We start from the raw sequence: 17,971 nt of genomic DNA, 5'->3' as shown, positions 1-17,971 counted from the left end.
GTCTTTACCTCCCGCTTTAGGGCAACAGGGAACGCACGTCCACCGGCTCCTCCTCGTTCAGAGCCTGGCCCTTGTCCTTGCCGCCGATGGCCATACCGGCCACCTTGTAGAAGTGATAATCGTGATCCTTGCCCGGGCCGTTAATCAGTAGGTCTTCCTTCTCGTAAACAAGCTGCTGCCGGTCGTATTCACCCATCTCGAAGTCCGGCGTCAACTGGATCGCCGAGGTGGGACAGGCCTCCTCACACATACCGCAGAAAATGCAGCGGGAGAAGTTGATCCGGAAGAACTCCGGGTACCAGCGCCCGTCTTCCTGCTCGCCCTTCTGCAGGGAAATGCAGTCGACCGGGCAGGCCACCGCGCACAGGTTGCAGGCCACACAGCGTTCTTCCCCGTCGGGGTCGCGGGTCAGCACGATGCGGCCCCGGTAACGCGGCGGCAGGTAGACCTCCTCGTCCGGGTAATTCACCGTCTCCCGCTTGCGGAAACTGTGCATGAAAACCATGCCGAGGGTTCGCAGCTGGCTCCATGTCGCAGGCACCAGCCACAACACGGACTTTATGAACGGGACCTTTTCCTTATCCATAAACGGGTCCTCCTCAGCCTTACGGGGCAACCAGCAGCATCACCGCGCCGGTGGCCAGCAGATTGATCAGGGTCAGGGGCAGGCACACCTTCCAGCCAAAGCTCATCACCCGGTCATAACGGGGCCTGGGCAGCGAGGCCCGCAGAAGGATGAACAGCAGCAGGAAGAAGCCGGTCTTGATTGCGAACCAGAGCACCGACGGCAACCAGGGACCATGCCAGCCACCAAAGAACAACGTGACGATCAGCGCAGACACCAGCACCATGCCCACGTACTCGCCAATGAAAAACAGCCCGAATTTCATGCCCGAGTATTCGATGTGATAGCCGTCCGCCAGCTCCTGCTCGGCCTCCGGCTGATCGAAGGGATGGCGATGGGTTACCGCAATACCGGCAATCAGGAAGGTACAGAAGCCAAAGAACTGAGGTACCACGAACCACAACCCTTCCTGGGCCGCGACGATCTCTCGCAGGTTGAAGGAGCCGGCAAGGGCCACGACGCCCATCAGCGACAGCCCCATGAATACCTCGTAGGACACCGTCTGGGCCGAGGAGCGCATGGCACCCAGCAACGCGTACTTGTTGCCACTGGCCCAGCCCCCGAGCAGAACCGCGTACACATTGATGCCCGCCATCGCCAGGAAAAACAGCAACCCGATGTGTAGATCAGCAATGCCCCATCCCGGCGTTATCGGGATCACGATGAACGAGAGCAGCAGGGAGGCAAAGGCAATCACCGGCGCCAGCATGAACAGCGGCCGGTCCGCAAACGGCGGAATCCAGTCTTCCTTGAAAAAGATCTTGATCATGTCCGCGACCAGCTGGAGGAGCCCGAACGGCCCGACCCGGTTGGGGCCGTAGCGGTCCTGCCAGAGGCCCAGGAGACGACGCTCGACAATGGTCAGGGCGGCGCCCAGCACGACCGCGCCCAGCAGAATCACCAGGGCCTGGAACATGGCCCAGAGAATGGCCTGCCATTCCGGTGTCAGCCAGGTCATGGGCGTCTCTCCCTTCCGCCTGCCGGCGTATAACCCGGGCCCGCGGTCAGCCTGACCGGTCCATCGGTGACACCCGCCGGAACGCGACCCGCCGGCAGGCCCACCAGGCCCCGGGGCCAGTCTGCCTGTACCCGGGCCGGCAGTGTCACGCAGGCCTGACCACCGGTGACCATAACCAGCCCACCCAGCTCGGCACCCAGCGCTGTGGCATCAGCTTCTGACATCAGCAGCACAGGCGACTCCACCCGTTGGCGAATGGGCTCCGCCCGGGCAGAGGTTTCCTCGCCGCCAAACAGGCGCGACAGCACGACAGGCCGAAAATCCGTATCAGACGGCTGAAAGGCGGCCGGAATATCCGATTCGTAACTGTAGTGGCCGGGCCGCGGCTCCAGTAACCGAATACCCGGGTCGCCTCCGCGCAAATGGCCGCCTACTTCGTCGGTAAACTTGTTCCAGGCCTGGGGCGAATTCCAGCCTGGCGCCCAGGCGAAAGGGACCTGCTGGTGAGGGTGCCGGAAGCCGCTGTAGCCTTCCATGGAAAAGGCGAAAGCCGTGTCCGGATCCTGGGGCACCCGAGGTTCGCTGACGCTTCGGTTTGCACGCATGGAGGTGCGACCACTGTAACGGTGTGGTTCCCGAGCAAGGCGAAGCCCCTCGATCCGGAAATCAGCGCCTGGTGCCGCAGCGGTAATCATTGCAAGGTCAGGACAGGCACGACTGCAGGCCGCCGTCACTTCGTCGAGGGTAATATCCCCGGGCGTATCGCCGCTCAAGCTGGCCGAGAGCCCGTGCAGCCAGCGCCAGCTCTCATGGATGGTCGTTTCCGGGCGGAAATAGCCGGGCTCATAGACCTGGAAGAAGCGCTGGGCCCGACCCTCCAGACTGACCAGAGTACCATCGCCCTCGGCAAAGCTGGCCGCCGGCAGTGAGAAGGTTGCCCGATTCAGCGTGGGAGTGCGCTGATGATCCAGCACCACCAGCGTCTGGACCCTGGTCAGGGCGGCATCAACCCGGGTTTCCGGCAGGCGCTGATACAGGTCATTCTCCAGGATAACCGCCGCCTCGGCGCTTCCGTCTGCCAACTGTTCCAGAGCCCATTCCAGGGGCTGGCCGCCCAACAGGGACAAACCGGTGCTATTCACTTCCCGGCGCACAAGCAACAGTCCGCCCCGACGGGCCCGACGGGCCAAGGCCCGGGCAATGTTACCAGCCGCCTTGATAATGACCGGGGTATCCAGAGCACTGCCGCTGACCACCAGCGGCCGTTCCGCGGCCATCAGCGCCCGGGCAATCTCGGTAGCCCGCGACTGGAGGTCTTCATCAAGATCAGCCACACCGGGGGCTGCCGGATCAATGGCGTGGGCCACCGCAAATCCGAGCCGGGCGATGTCGTCGGGCGCGAGCGCCAGTCGCTTGCGGGCAAGCCCGTCCAGTTCGGTTTCGGCCGGGTAGGCAATGAACAGGGGCTGGCGGTGGTCCTGGGCCAGAGTTTTCATGGCTTCGGCATTCCAGTGTGGGATACCCAATTTTGCCGCGTACTCCGCCGATGGCGCTGTGATCGCCTGGCGGATGGCAAGACCAAGCCGAGCCGCGCTCTCCATGGGATCCTCCCCAAGCAGGAGGACAGCATCGTGTTCTTCAACCTCTCGTAGTGTGGGCGTCGGCAATCCGCAACTGCGGCCCAGTTCATCCATCAGCTTGAGGCAGGACTGCTCCCTCGAATTAATGCCCGTGGAAAAGTTCGCTTCACCCACCAGTTCCCGCAGCTGGTGATTGCTTTCCAGGCTGGCCCTGGGGGAGCCAATACCAATAATCTGACCGGCATGGCGCAGGGCCTCCGTGATCCGGGCCAGGGCCGTATCCACGCCCAGCGCCTCTGGCTCCTGTTCCCGCTCCCGGGCTGGCCGGAATTCCGGCACTCTGGGCCGGTCCTGCCGGTTCACATAGCCGTAGCCGAAGCGGCCCAGGTCGCACAGGAAAAAACCATTTACCTCTCCGTGATAGCGGTTCTCGATTCGCCGGATATCACCATAGCGTTCACCGGGGCTGATGTTGCACCCTACCGCGCACTGGTGGCAGATACCCGGCGCGAACTGCAGGTCCCACTTGCGGGTGTAGTGATCGGAATGGCTCTGGTCGGTGAAGACACCGGTGGGACAGACTTCGGTCAGGTTGCCGGCAAAGCGGCTTTCCAGAGTGCCTTCCTCATGGCGACCGAAATAGATGTTGTCCTTGGCCCCGAAAGCGCCCAGGTCCGTCCCGCCAGCATAGTCGTTGTAGAAGCGCACGCAGCGGTAGCAGGTGATGCAGCGGTTCATCTCGTGGGCGATGAACGGGCCCAGATACTGGTTGCGACGGGTGCGCTTGCGGAACCGGTAGCGGCGCCGGTCGTGACCGGTCATCACGGTCATGTCCTGAAGGTGGCAGTGGCCGCCTTCCTCGCACACCGGGCAATCGTGAGGATGGTTGATCATCAGCCATTCCACCACGCTGGCGCGGAAAGCCCGGGCTTCTTCGTCTTCAATATCGATGCGGGTGCCGTCGTCGGCCGGGGTCATACAGGACATCACCAACATGCCCCTGTCGTCCTCGTTGTCCTTGTACTGACGGACGGCACACTGACGGCAGGCACCGACGCTGCCCATGGCGGGGTGCCAGCAGAAGTAGGGAATGTCCAGACCCAGGGACAGGCAGGCCTGAAGCAGGTTGTCTGCCCCGTTCACCTCGTAGCTCTGGCCGTCCACATGAATGGTTGCCATGGTGCCGGTTTACTCCCTGTTGGCCGTCAGTGATCGTTTCATACTTCCCCCGCCGGTATGGGATCGGCATGGGGCTTGCCCTTCGAAGAGCGCACGCCCTGCTCGAATTCGTGCCGGAAATGCCGTAGCGCGGTCTGAAGGGGCATGGCCGCACCCGGCGCATGGGCACAGAAGGTCAGGCCTGGGCCGCAGTCGGCCGCCAGTTTATCCAGCAGTTCCACATCGCCGACTTCACCCTCGCCGCGCTCCAGCGCCAGCAACAGCTTCACGGTCCAGGGCAGCCCATCCCGGCAGGGCGTGCACCAGCCGCAGGACTCTCGGGCAAAGAACTCTTCCAGATTGCGCATCAGCGCGACCATGCTCTGATCCTCGGTCACCACCGTGATCAGGCCGGTGCCGAGACGGCTGCCCTCCTTGCCCACGGTGTCGAAATCCAGGGGCAGGTCCAGGTGCTCCGGCAACAGGAACCCGGTACTGGCCCCTCCGGGCAGCCAGGCCTTGAGCTTCCTGTCGTCCCGCAAACCTCCGGCCAGCTCCAGAAGCTCCCGACCGGTGGTGCCGATGGGCAATTCCCAGAGGCCCGGGCGATTCACCAGCCCGGAGGCGCCGTACAGCTTGGTGCCGCCGTCATCGGTGCGATCCCCGGACAGTGCCTGGTACCAATCCGCTCCCCTCAACAACACTGCCGGCACGTTGCACAGGGTTTCCACGTTGTTCACCACCGTGGGTTTGCCCCAGGCCCCGGACTGTCCGGGAAACGGAGGCTTGGCCCGCGGATTGGCCCGTTTGCCTTCCAGGGAGTTGAGCAGGGCGGTTTCCTCACCGCAGATGTAGCGCCCGGCCCCGGTGTGCAGGGCAATGTCAAACTCAAAGCCGCTGCCGGCGATATCCGGACCCAGCCAGCCGGCTTCCCGGGCTTCAGCAAGGGCCGCCGTGAGAACCCGGGCCGATTCCACGTACTCCCCGCGCAAAAAGATGTAGCCGTAGCGGGCGTTGTTGGCAAAGCCCGCCAGAATCATGCCTTCAATCAGCAGATGGGGCTGCTGTTCCATCAGCAGGCGATCCTTGAAGGTACCCGGCTCCATCTCATCGGCGTTGCAGACGATGTACCCGCGGGGCATGTCGCCTCCCTGCAGGGTGAGGCTCCATTTCAAACCGGCGGAAAACCCCGCGCCGCCGCGTCCGCGAACATTGGCCTCTTTCATGGCAGCAATGACGGCGCCGGGATTGTGCCCTTTCAGAATCTGCGAGACCGTCTGATAGCCTTCTTTCGATTCGTACTCCATCAGGCCCACCACCTGGCCATCCTCTCGCAGCCGCCAGGTCAGCGGATGGGTCTCCGGCAAGCGCTCGGCAGCCGGCTGCAGCAGATGGCTTTTATAGATCAGTGACTGGCGCTGGCCGTTCACGGGTAGCCCTCCAGAATGTCCGGTAGATCGTCCGCGCCCACCGGCCCGTAAACGTCGTCGCCGATCATCATGGCTGGCCCGCCGTCGCAGGCGCCCAGACAACACACCGGCAGCAGGGTGAAGCGGCCATCGGCGGTGGTTTCGCCCAGGCCAATACCGAGCCTGCCCGCCAGGTTCTCCCGGAGCTGGTCGGAGCCGGTCAGGAAGCAGGAACTGCTGTCACACACCAGAATCACATGGCGTCCCACGGGCTTCCGGAAAATCAGGCTGTAGAAGGTGGCCACGCCTTCGACACTGGCCGGCCCCACATTCAATACCCGGGCAATGGCCGGAATGGCGTCATCCGGCACCCAGCCATGGCGACGCTGGACAATCTTCAGCGCTTCGATGCAGGCCGCCTGGGGCTGCTCGAAATGGCCCACCTCCTCACGCATGGCCGCCTCGTCGTCCGGGTGCAGCCGGAAGCCATCGGTGGCTATGGTTTTCAGATCAGGTACGGGTGTCGGTTCCATCATTAGCGGTCCACGTCGGCCATTACAAAATCGATACTGCCCAGGTGGGCAATCAGGTCCGGGACGAAGCCGCCGCGTATCACACTGGGAATCTGCTGAAGGTGCGGGAAACTGGGCGTTCGGATCCGGGTCCGGTAACTCATGGTGTTGCCATCACTGGTCAGGTAATAGCTGTTGATGCCCTTGGTGGCCTCTACCATCTGCATCGATTCCTGGGGTTTGAGCACCGGCCCCCAGGACACCTGCAGAAAGTGGGTGATCAGGGTTTCAATATGTTCCAGCATGCGCTCACGGGGCGGCGGTGTGGTCAGCGGGTGGTCCGCCTTGAAGTCCCCCGCCGGCATGTGATCCACGCACTGCTGGATGATCCGCAGGCTCTGGCGCATTTCGTCGATCCGGAGCTGGCCACGGTCGAAGACATCGCCCCGGTGACCCAGGGGCACCTCGAACTCGAAGTTGTCATAGCCGGAATAGGGGCGTTGTTTGCGCAGATCGAAGTTGCAGCCGGTGGCCCGGAGGTTGGGGCCGGTAACGCCCCATGCCAGCGCCTGGGCGGTATCAAAGGCGGCCACGTCTCGGGTCCTGTCCCGAACCATCGTGTTTTCCATCATGGCCCGCTCGTATTCCCTCAGGCGGGCCGGCATCCAGTCCAGAAACTCCTGGACCAGTTTTTCCCAGCCCCGGGGCAAATCCTGCATAACACCGCCAATACGATACCAGGCCGGATGCATTCGAAAACCGGTGATGCCCTCAATCACCTTGTAGCCCCGTTGGCGGTCGCTGAAGGTAAAGAACACCGGCGTCATGGCCCCGAGGTCCTGCAGGTAAGTGCCGAGAAACAGCAGGTGGCTGGTAATACGGAACATCTCGGCCATCATCACCCGGATGGTTTTCACCCGCTCGGGCACCTCAATGCCGGCCAGCTTTTCCACCGCCAGCACGTAGGGCAGGTTATTCATCACCCCGCCGGTGTAGTCAATACGATCGGTGTAGGGAATGAAACTGTGCCAGGACTGGCGCTCAGCCATTTTTTCCGCGCCCCGATGGTGGTAGCCAATGTCTGGCACACAGTCGATGATTTCCTCACCATCGAGTTGCAGCACAATACGAAAGGCACCGTGGGCGGAAGGGTGATTGGGCCCCAGGTTCAGGAACATGAACTCCGCGCCGTCCCGTTCTCTGGCCATGCCCCAGGCTTCGGGCACAAACTGGAGGGCGTCCTGTTCGGCCCTCTGGCCTTCCACCGTCAGGGTGTAGGGGTCGAATTCCGTCGCCCGGGCGGGGTAATCCTTGCGCAGGGGGTGCCCCGTCCAGGTGGGTGGCATCAGGATGCGTTCCAGATGCGGGTGTCCGGGAAAGCGGATGCCGAACATGTCCCACACCTCCCGCTCATACCAGTTGGCTGCCGGGAAAACGCCGGTGGCGGTAGGGACGCTCAGGTCTTCCTCGGCCAGACCAACTTTGAGCATGATGTCGCGATTACGGGCAATGGACATCAGCTGATAGAAGACGGTGAAATCCGAATCGGGCAGGCCCTGGCGATGGCCGCGCAGCCGCTCGTCTATCGCCGACAGGTCGTACAGCAGATCGAAGGGCGCATCCAGGATCTTCAGATAGCCCAGGATATTGGTCAGTTCCGTCCGCAACACCCAGAGCACGGGCATGCCGGTGCGGGTCTGCTGCCAGCACAGCACAGCCTCGCCAAAGTCCCGTTGCAGGGCTTCGACCAGTTCAACGTCGGCGTTTTCTGCGCTACTGCTCATGCTCGTGGTTTGACTCCTGGCAATCCGTTGGAAACGACGGCAAGCGGCTTTAGAGGTCGTCGGGGCTCCTCAATTCCGTGGCCTGGATTCGCTGATCCCGCCATTTCACCCGCTGCGAGGGCATCTCGGCCCGGTAAACGCCCTGGTCACCCACCACCCAGGACAATGGCCGACGCTCCTCCTGGATGGAGTCCTGCAGCAGTTGCAGACCCTGCAGGAACGCCTCCGGGCGGGGGGGGCATCCGGGCACGTAGACATCCACCGGCAAAAATTTGTCCACGCCCTGAACCACCGAGTAGATGTCATACATACCTCCGGAATTGGCACAGGAGCCCATGGAAATAACCCATTTCGGCTCTAGCATCTGGTCGTACAGTTGCTGGATAACCGGGGCCATCTTGATGAAACAGGTGCCGGCAATCACCATGAAATCCGCCTGTCTGGGCGAGGCCCGGATCACCTCCGAGCCGAACCGGGCAATGTCGTGGGGCGAGGTAAAGGCGGTGGTCATTTCCACGTAACAACAGGAGAGCCCGAAGTTATAGGGCCAGAGGGAGTTTTTCCGGCCCCAGTTCACCACCGAATTAAGAACCTCGCTGAGCTTGCCGGTAAAGACATTGCGCTCAAGCTGCTGTTTCACCGGATCCTCAGTTTTCTCCCGACGATCAACCGGATAACGGGCGCTCCCTCCCGCTGAACCCTCGGCCCGGGTCAGGTTATAGGCCATGGAATGCCTCCATTGATGCTCACGCCTCCTCGCAAGCCCGATCCTCCAAAAGGGGTCCGGGACACCCGGTGAAAGCGTTGCTAAGAACCGTTTTTGCCTGCTGGCCGGCTTTTCGGCGCCCAGTCCAGCGCACCGGTGCGGGTGTCGTATATGAGGCCAGCCAGCAGGATAAAAATAAACACAGCAGCGCCCCAGAACCCGGTCCAGCCGACTTCTCGGATGACGATAGCCCAGGCAAACAGGAATACCGCCTCGAGGTCAAAGATCACGAACAGCATAGCCACCAGGTAGAACTTGACGGAAAAGCGCTGGCGCGCACTGCCGGCACCGACAATGCCGGATTCAAAAGGAAGGGACTTGCTGATACCGTGGCTGTGCCCGCCAAGCAGGCTCGACACGCCCACCATGACGGCGCACAGACCAGCCACGGCAAAGATAAAAAAGCCAGTGGCCCAGTACTCGGCAATGCCATTCGCCACAGTTTGCGACATGGGGGTTCCTCTAAACTGCTGACGGCGGTTGCTTTCAAACACCTACACAAAACCTAGCAACGTCTTGCCTATTGAGCAAATGGCGTCGCTAACAGGGGAAACACGACGTTCGCCTCCAGGCCGTCATCGTTCACGACAAGCTGCGTCTGTTCACGGGTTTCCAGTAACGACAATTCCACGCACGGCTCAGACCATCTACCCGCATTGTCCAGAAGGTTGCCGAGCATTTCATTGGGGTCATGTTCCTCAATCGGCCATCGGCGTTCCTGCGTCAGATCAGTAGTGAGCTCATGGAAGATTTCATCCACGAGTTGAACCACCATCCCCGTGTCGACGTTGTGGAACTCAAACCGGGGACTCAGCTGTCAGCTACTCACAAGTCAATAGTTCCGGGAATATCAGGCAACGCCTTTATTCCCGTAAACACCGGTTCCCACCGATAAAACCAAAACATTGAACTGGTTCCGGCCAATCCTAATCCGGTAAAGCTTGTATCAAGGCTCAAGGGGAGAGTGCTACGGTCGGGCTCGGCCAGATGCAACTCAGCATCTGGCGCGCGGCCCAGGTAACAGGAAGTGGCGGCATTAAAAGTCGCCTATGGGGTTAGTCGTGGCTGATCATGATATGTCGCACAACGGTGTAGTCCTCAAGGCTGTACATGGACATATCTTTGCCATAGCCCGACATTTTCACTCCTCCATGGGGCATTTCCGAGGCCAGCAGCATATGGGTATTGATCCAGGTGCAACCATAGCGGAGTTTTGCCGCCAGACGAGCGGCTCGGGAGGTGTCCCTTGTCCAGACTGAAGATGCCAGGCCGTAAATGGAGTCATTGGCGAAATCGAGCACCTGGGATTCAGTCGCGAATGATGTCACGGAAACGACAGGGCCGAAGACTTCTTTCTGGACAATTTCATCAGCCTGCCTGGCGTCTGCAATCACGGTTGGCGCAAAGAAGTTACCGGGTTGGTCCAGCCTGCCACCCCCGGTGGTAATCCTGATATGCTCCAATGCCGCGGCACGTTTTACAAAGCCCTCGATTCGCTCAAGATGTGCCTTGCTGACTACCGGCCCAATTTCACTATCTTCCTCAAATGGCTTTCCCACCCGGATGGTGCGCACGGCGTCGGTCAATGCGTCGACAAACCGGTCGTATATGGATTCATGGACATAGACTCGGGATGCTGCTGTGCAGTCCTGCCCCGCATTGGTGAACGCGAAATTCTTCACGCCATCAACGGCTTTATCGAAATCCGCGTCCTCAAAAACGATAACCGGGGCTTTACCGCCCAGTTCCATGTGTGTCCGCTTCATCGTGGCAGCCCCACCACTGACGATGGCTTGACCGGTAGGGATTGATCCTGTCAGTGACACCATGTCGACGTCCGGATGTGATGTCAGTGGCGCGCCGACTGTCTGTCCACGACCAAAAACGATATTGAGAACGCCGGCCGGCAGCTTGTCCTTGAGCATGGCTGCAAGCTGCAGGGTTGTCAGTGGTGTTAGTTCAGACGGTTTGAGAACGACGGTGTTCCCGGCTGCAAGTGCAGGCCCCAGCTTCCAGGCGGCCATCATCAACGGATAATTCCATGGGGCAATTGAGGCAACAACGCCAATCGCGTCGCGGCGAACCATGGAGGTGAAGCCAGGCAGGTATTCGCCGCCGGCAGAGCCGTTCATGCAACGGGCAGCACCGGCAAAAAATCGAAAAATATCAACGACAGCAGGAATCTCTTCGTCCAGCATCAGGTGGTACGGCTTTCCCGTGTCCAGACATTCCAACTTTGCGAATAACTCGGCATTGTCTTCGATCAGGTCTGCAATGCACAGCATATGGAGTGAACGATCCTTGGGGGTCAATTCCGACCAGCCAGCAAATGCAGCACGTGCGGCTTTGACCGCCTCATCCACCTGCGATTCGGTTGCTTCGCTGATGCCCAGAACGCGTTCGTCGCTATGAGGGGACATGATATCAACGGACTCGCCCTGTCCAGCCACAAGCACCCCGTTGATTAGCATCTGGTGTTCAATATCTTTGATCATTTGGTTCATGGCTTGGTCCTTATCGGTCTTTGGTGAGCCAGTAGGAAAGCAGTACGGGAAGCATGGTCATCATCATGACCAGCAGTGCCACTACATTGGTGATGGGCACATCACGCGGCCGGGATAGCTGGTTGAGCAACCACAACGGAAGGGTCGGCTCATGACCCGCGGTAAAAATCGTCACAATCAACTCATCGAAAGACAGCGCGAATGCCAGTAGGCCCCCCGCAAACAGGGATGCTCCCAGGTTGGGCAGGATGATGTGCCAGAAAGTCTGCCAGGCGCTTGCTCCCAGGTCATAGGAAGCTTCGACGATGTTGAATGAAATGCGGCGCAGCCGGGCGACAACATTGTTGTAGACGATCACCACACAGAAGGTTGCGTGCCCGATGGTGATGGTCGCCATACCCGGGGTGATGCCGGCTGACTTGAATGTGCTCAGCAGCGAGAGGCCGGTGACAATGCCGGGCAGTGCGATAGGCAGGATCATAATCAGCGTGAAGGCATTTTTGCCAGGGAAATTGTTCCGGTAGAGTGCCAGCGCTGCCAGTGATCCCAATAACAGTGCGATCAGCGTGGATATCGCCGCAATCTGTAGGGAAAAGCCGACCGCCTGAAAGATGTCATCACGCTCGGCGGCCTTGAAGAACCACTCGACCGTGAACCCTTTGGGCGGGAACGAGAACGCCGATTCCTCGGTATTGAAGGCATAGATCAGAATGATCAGTATCGGGAAATATAGAAAGCAGATACCCGCCAGCGCAAGCCCTTTCAGCAGCCAGGTCGATTTATCAGAGTGCATCGAACGCCCCCGCCCTTTTGGCAAAGTAGAGATAGACCGCGATTATCAGGATCGGTGCCAGAGTGAAAGCCGCCGCCATTGGCATATTGCCGATCGAACCCTGCTGGATGTAGACCATGTTGCCAATAAACAGGCCGGGCGGACCCACTAGCTGCGGAACGATGTAGTCACCAAGCGTCAGAGAAAAGGTGAAGATGGAGCCGGCAATAACACCGGGAATGCAGAGTGGCAGAATGACATGGCGAAACGTCTGGAAAGGGCGTGCGCCAAGGTCATTCGACGCATCCAGCAAACTCGTCGACAGCCGCTGCAGAGCCGCCTGTATCGGCAATATCATGAACGGCAACCAGATATAGGTGAATACCAGAAAACGTCCCACATTGGAGGTGGACAGGGTATTGCCACCAATGGACGGTATATCAAGGATCGCATGCAGTACGCTGGTCAGGCCCAGTCCATCAATGATCCAGTAAGCCACACCTTCCTGCGAGAGGATAAGGGTCCAGGAATACGCCTTGACGATATAGCTGGTCCACATGGGCAGGATGACGGAGATATACAGAAACGCCTGCATCTTCCCCGAGGCATGACGCGTCATGTAGTAGGCCACAGGAAAGGCGATAACCGCGCTGAATACCGACACCGCCAGTGCCATGGTGGCTGTTCTGATAATGATGTCGGCGTTGGCGGGTGTGAACAGATTCCTGATGTTCTCGAGACTGAAATCCCTGACCACAGTCATGGTGAAGTCATCGAAGGTATAGAAGGACTGGCTCAGCAGATGCAGCAGTGGATAGATATAAATCACCAGAAACCAGACGGCGGGCAGGCCGAGTAGCAGTATCAGCTTCAGGCGTGGCCGGTTGAACAGAGATCTCGAGTTGCTGGCGGTGGCACGGTTTTCCGTGATAGCAGGCATCATGACACCGGTTCCTCCAGCCTCACCATGTCCGCGCGGTCCCAGCTGATACTGACGGGCTGGTCGCCCAGCGAGCTGCGATCAAAGACATAGGGAGGCTGGACCAGTAACGTCCGATGGTTGGGCAGCCGGACTTCAATTTTGGTTACCGCGCCCTGGTAGAAAATTTCGGACACCTGGCCCTGCAATGTCATATCGCCTTGGCCGCTGTTGAGTCGGATTTTTTCCGGGCGCAGTGCGAAAACCTGAGGGCGGTCGATGAAGTCGGGAAGCAGGCTGTTATCAATGATGTTTGCCGTTCCCATAAAGTCGGCAACAAAGCGGGTTTTCGGCGACTCGTAGAGTGTTTCGGGGGTGCTGATCTGCTCAATGCGGCCCTGGTTGAATACTGCTATCCGGTCGGACATGGACAAGGCTTCGCCCTGATCATGTGTGACGAAGACGAAAGTGATGCCCAGCTGTTTCTGCAGGGCCTTGAGTTCACCCTGCATCTGTTCGCGAAGCTTCAGATCCAGTGCGCCCAGCGGTTCATCCAGCAGTAACACCCGGGGCTGGTTCACCAGTGCCCGCGCCAGTGCCACGCGCTGCTGTTGCCCACCGGACAACTGGTTGGGTCTGCGATTAGCGACGTGCGCCAGATCCACCAGTTTCAGCGCATCCTTGACCCGGATTGCACGGTCTTTGCGCCGAACCCCTTTGACCATCAACCCGTAACCGACGTTGTCTTCGATGGTCATATGAGGAAACAGGGCATAGTCCTGGAAGACCGTATTCACGTTGCGTTTGTAGGGAGGAAGCCATGTGGCATCTTCACCGTTAATGTAGATGGTGCCAGACGTTGGCTGCTCAAATCCCGCCATCAGGCGAAGGCAGGTGGTCTTGCCCGACCCGGAAGGTCCGAGCATGGAAAAGAACTCACCTTCATTGACTGTAATAGACACATCATCGACAGCCTTAACATCGCCAAAGTGACGTTTCACATTCTCAAAGATCACTGACATAAATGACGCGGATTCCTGAAATTGACGGCAATCGAGCCTGTCCCCGTTACGCACAGGAACAGGCTCCCGGCAGGCGGGGGGGGGGCTAGCGGCCACCCATGATGGCGATGTAATCCTGCGTCCAGCGACTGTATGACACGCAGCCCTTGTCGCCGTCACACTGAGCTCTCGGAGTCTTCCAGAACGAGACCTGTTCGAAATGGTCTGCACCATTGGCCTTGCAGCCATCTTCGCCCAGCAAATCGTTGCCTTCACAGGCTGCGGGTACGGCGGGTACGGAACCAAACCAGGACGCCAGGTCACCCTGCAGCTTGGGCGTGATTGACCAGTTCAGCCAGGCATAGGCGCACTCCTGGTTTTCAGCATTTGTAGCCAGCATGGTGGTATCTGCCCATCCCGTAACGCCTTCTTTGGGGAAGGTTGTTGCAATGGGCTGACCTTCCGCCTTCAGGGCATTGGCCTGGAAGGGCCAGGCGCTGGACGCAACAACGCCTTCATTCTTGAAATCACTCATTTGCACGTTGTAGTCGTGCCAGTAACGATGCAGCACGTCATGCTGTTTACGCAGCACGGCCAGGACAGCCTGATACTGATCTTCATTCAGTTCGTAAGGATCGGTGATGCCGAGTTCAGGCCGCTTGTCTTTGAGGTAAAGCGCAGCGTCAGCGATATAGATCGGTCCATCGTATGCCTGAACCCTGCCCTCATTGGATTTGCCGTCCGGGAGTGTCATGGCTTCAAAGACCACATCCCAACTGTCAGGCGGAGTAGGAAATACATCGGCATTGTACATCAAGAGGTTGGGGCCCCACTGGAAAGGCACGCCGTAGTGCTCGCCGTTGATGGTAAACCAGGCACCATCCTGCAAGCGGGGATCTATCGAGTCCCAGGCCTTTATTCTGCTGATATCGATAGGCTGAACGCGCTTGCCAAAAATCAGGCGAAGCGAGGCGTCACCCGACGCGGTGACCAGATCATAACCGCCTTTGGCCATCAAACTGACCATCTCATCCGAGGTCGCTGCAGTCTTAACGTTAACCGAGCAGCCGGTATTTTGTTCAAACTGGGTCACCCAGTCGTAATTGGGATCAGTGTCCCCGCGTTCGATGTACCCCGGCCAGGCCACGATGTTGACCTGACCTTCCAAGCCCTCGGCAGCATAAGCGCTGGTGCAAATAAGGGTGAGCGAAAGCGCCGCTAGTTTCAGATTAATTATTTTCATGGCCGATACCTGTCGTCTGAGTGAGCCGCGTTGTTAGCACAACGTATTTTACTTGTTGTTGAAGATTCTTTTTTTATGAGTTCTTTCCTAGAGCTTATTCAGCAATCGCGGGGCATAGCCAATACAAAATAAAGAAGCCTGCCATTGAAAAAATCGATATCTCGTTGAATAATGAGCTTCCCGTAACGAATCATCGGATTTCGGGCCCGGCATAACGGATACCCTGCAGGAGCATGGCGACATGTTTTCGTTCAGGCAGATTCAATACTTCATTGCGGTTGCAGAGACTGGCTCGGTGTCATCGGCGGCCAATGCCGTACATATTTCCCAGTCGACGCTCACAACCGCCATCAAACAGCTTGAGGACGATGTCTGCGTCAGTCTGTTCGCTCGGCATTCCAAGGGCATGGAGCTGACCCATTCCGGCCATCAGTTTCTGCGTCAGGCTTACCAGATAATGTCGGCCGTCGACAACGCAAAACGAAGCCTGACCGAGGCAACCGATGAAGTCATTGGTGCCCTCAACATTGGTGTGACAAGCCTGGTCTCAGGTTACTATCTCGCTGACCTGCTCTCCGGTTTCAAGAAAATTTATGGCAACGTGGAACTGCGTGTTTTCGAGGACGACCGTTCCTACATCGAACATTTGCTGGTCAATGGTGAACTGGACGTGGGGGTGCTTCTTCTTTCCAGTATCGAGAACCACAAAGCGCTCAATACCGAAGTTCTGACCTATTCCCGTTACCGGGCGTGGTTACCGCCGCACCACCCTCTGTTGCTGGAAGAGTCCATCAGCATGGACCAGTTGTTGCGGGAACCCCAGATTCTGCTCAGAGTTGATGATCTCAGCGATCAGATCCGAAGTCTGTGGCGCGGCTTTTCGCAGGAACCGGAAATCGCCATTCAGAGTGGTTCTGTAGAGGCGGTGCGAAGCCTGGTTTATGCTGGAATGGGAGTGGCTCTGATGCCGGATATGACCTACCGCCCCTGGTCACTGGAAGGTGATCGTGTTGAAGCGCGGCAGATCATTGATCTCTCCGACACGCTGGACATCGGACTGGCCTGGCGTCGGGGTGGTCGTCGCAACGCACTGGTTGAATATTTTGTGTCGGTGGCACGGGAGCAACTGCCATCGGCTTCAGGATCCGCCCTGCCTATATAGAGTTATGCATAATGATTGATGATTGGCCCACAGAGTTACTGATCGGCGGCCAGCTTTGCACTGGCTTGGGCGCAGCCGAAACCATCTATGACCCGAGGACCGCCCAATCGCTCGGCGCGGTACCTGAGGCCTCGGCCAATCAGGTCGATGACGCTATAGCACAGGCCAGCACCGCTTTTCATGCCTGGTCGCGAATGTCCATTAACCAGCGCTCCAGGCTGCTACTGTCGATTGCCGAAACGATAGAGCGGACGAAGCCATGGCTTGCCGGCCTGGAGACGATCAACTGTGGCAAAAATCCCGGTCAGGCGCTGGATGAAGAGGTCCCGGCCGCCGCGGACACCTTTCGATATTACGCGGGCCTGATTCGTAATCAGGCGGCCCCCGTGGCCCAAGAGTACTGCCCGGGGCAGACCAGCTTTGTGCGGCGATCAGCCGTCGGCGTCGTTGTCGCCATCGCACCATGGAACTATCCCGTCATGATGGCGGCCTGGAAAATTGCTCCAGCTCTTGCGGCGGGTAATACCGTCGTTTTCAAACCATCCGAGCTGACGCCTTACACGGCGCTTGCGCTCGCCCGCCTGATTGCGTCGGTGCTGCCCCCGGGTGTTTTGAACATTGTCACCGGGCGGGGTGAGAGCGTGGGTCGCCAGCTCATCGCAAACCCCCGGGTCCGTATGATTTCTCTCACAGGCGGCATTCCAACGGGCCAGAAGATCCTTCAGGCAGCCCATAAATGTGTTAAACGAACACACCTTGAACTCGGCGGCAAAGCGCCGGTGCTTGTCCTTGACGATGCCGATGTTGAAAAGACCGTGGCCGGCGTTGCGCGCTATGGCTATTACAATGCGGGGCAGGATTGCACGGCCGCGTGTCGCATTTTCGTTCAGAAAGGGATCTACGACCAGTTTGTTGAAATGCTGTCGGAGCGGGTTCGCGGGCTCCGGTTCGGGGTGTCACGGCAGCAGGATGATGTTGGACCGCTGATCAGTGATCGCCAGCGCAATAGTATTGCCAGTTTTGTGGAGCGAGCCAGGGAGCAGTCTCATATCGATGTGGCAGTGGGTGGTTATATTCCTGATCTGGAGGGATATTTTTATGCTCCAACGCTGATTGTCGGAGCTCAACACTCCGATGAGATTGTTCAGGCCGAGGTCTTTGGGCCAGTGGTATCGGTCACCTGCTGTGACGACGAGCAGCAAGCTGTTAGCTGGGCGAATGCCTCCGAATACGGTCTCGCGTCTTCAGTCTGGTCAGCCGATATCGGTCGGGCGATGCGCGTAGCTTCGGAGCTGGAATACGGTGCGACCTGGATTAACAGCCACTTCCTCCTCGCCAGCGAAATGCCGCACGGTGGATTAAGGGCGTCTGGATACGGTAACGATCTCTCGGCGTTTGCCTTAGATGATTACTCTGTTATGCGGCATATCATGGTTTCGCACTAATAGACGATTTATGGGAAATATAATTGATTCTTGGTGGGTAGCTCCCTCCAGCTCTATTTTTTTTGCCCAACCAGCTCAGGCGAACGTTCCCGGATTCATATCGATTGGGACAAACATCAATATACAACTGGTT

The 17,971-nt window shown here is 58.8% G+C and carries 16 protein-coding genes; 2 read left to right on the top strand and 14 right to left on the bottom strand.

What is annotated here, in order from left to right:
- Positions 1-16: 16 nt before the first annotated feature.
- From nuoI to R6W86_RS03815, 14 genes are all read right to left on the bottom strand, one after another.
- A complete protein-coding gene (nuoI, locus tag R6W86_RS03880; RefSeq protein WP_136630944.1) occupies positions 17-586 on the bottom strand; it encodes an NADH-quinone oxidoreductase subunit NuoI in 570 nt (189 codons plus the stop codon).
- 19 nt (positions 587-605) lie between these two features.
- Positions 606-1,583 carry an NADH-quinone oxidoreductase subunit NuoH gene (nuoH, locus tag R6W86_RS03875; protein ID WP_410328070.1) on the bottom strand — a complete coding sequence of 326 codons (978 nt, stop codon included), beginning with the start codon at positions 1,581-1,583 and terminating at the stop codon, positions 606-608.
- Positions 1,580-4,342: an NADH-quinone oxidoreductase subunit NuoG gene (nuoG, locus tag R6W86_RS03870; RefSeq protein ID WP_410328069.1), complete on the bottom strand. Its 2,763-nt coding sequence runs from the start codon at positions 4,340-4,342 to the stop codon at positions 1,580-1,582. Before nuoG ends, nuoH begins: the two co-directional genes overlap by 4 nt.
- 38 nt (positions 4,343-4,380) lie before the next feature.
- Positions 4,381-5,751: an NADH-quinone oxidoreductase subunit NuoF gene (gene nuoF, locus R6W86_RS03865; RefSeq protein WP_410328068.1), complete on the bottom strand. Its 1,371-nt coding sequence runs from the start codon at positions 5,749-5,751 to the stop codon at positions 4,381-4,383.
- The gene (gene nuoE / locus R6W86_RS03860) at positions 5,748-6,266 is read right to left on the bottom strand and encodes an NADH-quinone oxidoreductase subunit NuoE (RefSeq protein ID WP_410328067.1); all 519 of its coding nucleotides are present in this window, start codon (positions 6,264-6,266) and stop codon (positions 5,748-5,750) included. The genes nuoF and nuoE overlap by 4 nt, the downstream gene beginning before the upstream one ends.
- Positions 6,266-8,026 carry an NADH-quinone oxidoreductase subunit C/D gene (nuoC, locus tag R6W86_RS03855; protein ID WP_410328066.1) on the bottom strand — a complete coding sequence of 587 codons (1,761 nt, stop codon included), beginning with the start codon at positions 8,024-8,026 and terminating at the stop codon, positions 6,266-6,268. Before nuoC ends, nuoE begins: the two co-directional genes overlap by 1 nt.
- Positions 8,027-8,075: 49 nt before the next feature.
- Positions 8,076-8,753 (bottom strand): NuoB/complex I 20 kDa subunit family protein, encoded by a 678-nt coding sequence (locus R6W86_RS03850; protein WP_410328065.1) that lies wholly within the window; start codon positions 8,751-8,753, stop codon positions 8,076-8,078.
- Positions 8,754-8,833: 80 nt separating this feature from the next.
- Positions 8,834-9,244, bottom strand: a complete 411-nt coding sequence (ndhC, locus tag R6W86_RS03845; RefSeq protein WP_410328064.1) for an NADH-quinone oxidoreductase subunit A — start codon at positions 9,242-9,244, stop codon at positions 8,834-8,836.
- A 68-nt stretch (positions 9,245-9,312) separates the two neighbouring features.
- Positions 9,313-9,552, bottom strand: coding sequence for a hypothetical protein (locus R6W86_RS03840; protein ID WP_410328063.1), 240 nt, complete (start codon positions 9,550-9,552; stop codon positions 9,313-9,315).
- A 295-nt stretch (positions 9,553-9,847) separates the two neighbouring features.
- Entirely contained in the window at positions 9,848-11,275 is a 1,428-nt protein-coding gene (locus tag R6W86_RS03835; RefSeq protein ID WP_410328125.1) for a gamma-aminobutyraldehyde dehydrogenase, read from the bottom strand.
- A gap of 31 nt (positions 11,276-11,306) precedes the next feature.
- The gene (locus R6W86_RS03830; protein WP_410328062.1) at positions 11,307-12,089 is read right to left on the bottom strand and encodes an ABC transporter permease; all 783 of its coding nucleotides are present in this window, start codon (positions 12,087-12,089) and stop codon (positions 11,307-11,309) included.
- Positions 12,079-13,011 (bottom strand): ABC transporter permease, encoded by a 933-nt coding sequence (locus R6W86_RS03825; RefSeq protein WP_410328061.1) that lies wholly within the window; start codon positions 13,009-13,011, stop codon positions 12,079-12,081. The genes R6W86_RS03830 and R6W86_RS03825 overlap by 11 nt, the downstream gene beginning before the upstream one ends.
- Positions 13,008-14,009: an ABC transporter ATP-binding protein gene (locus tag R6W86_RS03820; protein WP_410328060.1), complete on the bottom strand. Its 1,002-nt coding sequence runs from the start codon at positions 14,007-14,009 to the stop codon at positions 13,008-13,010. The genes R6W86_RS03825 and R6W86_RS03820 overlap by 4 nt, the downstream gene beginning before the upstream one ends.
- A gap of 85 nt (positions 14,010-14,094) precedes the next feature.
- Positions 14,095-15,231 carry an ABC transporter substrate-binding protein gene (locus R6W86_RS03815; RefSeq protein ID WP_410328059.1) on the bottom strand — a complete coding sequence of 379 codons (1,137 nt, stop codon included), beginning with the start codon at positions 15,229-15,231 and terminating at the stop codon, positions 14,095-14,097.
- A 241-nt stretch (positions 15,232-15,472) separates the two neighbouring features.
- Between R6W86_RS03815 and R6W86_RS03810 the strand changes: the two genes are divergently transcribed.
- Together R6W86_RS03810 and R6W86_RS03805 are read left to right on the top strand one after the other, a co-directional pair.
- The gene (locus tag R6W86_RS03810; protein WP_410328058.1) at positions 15,473-16,393 is read left to right on the top strand and encodes a LysR family transcriptional regulator; all 921 of its coding nucleotides are present in this window, start codon (positions 15,473-15,475) and stop codon (positions 16,391-16,393) included.
- 11 nt (positions 16,394-16,404) lie between these two features.
- On the top strand, positions 16,405-17,838 hold the full coding sequence (locus R6W86_RS03805) for a gamma-aminobutyraldehyde dehydrogenase (protein WP_410328057.1): 1,434 nt from the start codon (positions 16,405-16,407) through the stop codon (positions 17,836-17,838).
- The last annotated feature ends 133 nt before the right edge of the window (positions 17,839-17,971 follow it).

Origin of the sequence: Marinobacter sp. (genome assembly GCF_046484525.1) — a bacterium.
Taxonomy (GTDB): Bacteria; Pseudomonadota; Gammaproteobacteria; order Pseudomonadales; family Oleiphilaceae; genus Marinobacter.
Note: the sequence above shows the minus strand (reverse complement) of the source record. Positions and strands in the feature narration are given on the sequence as shown.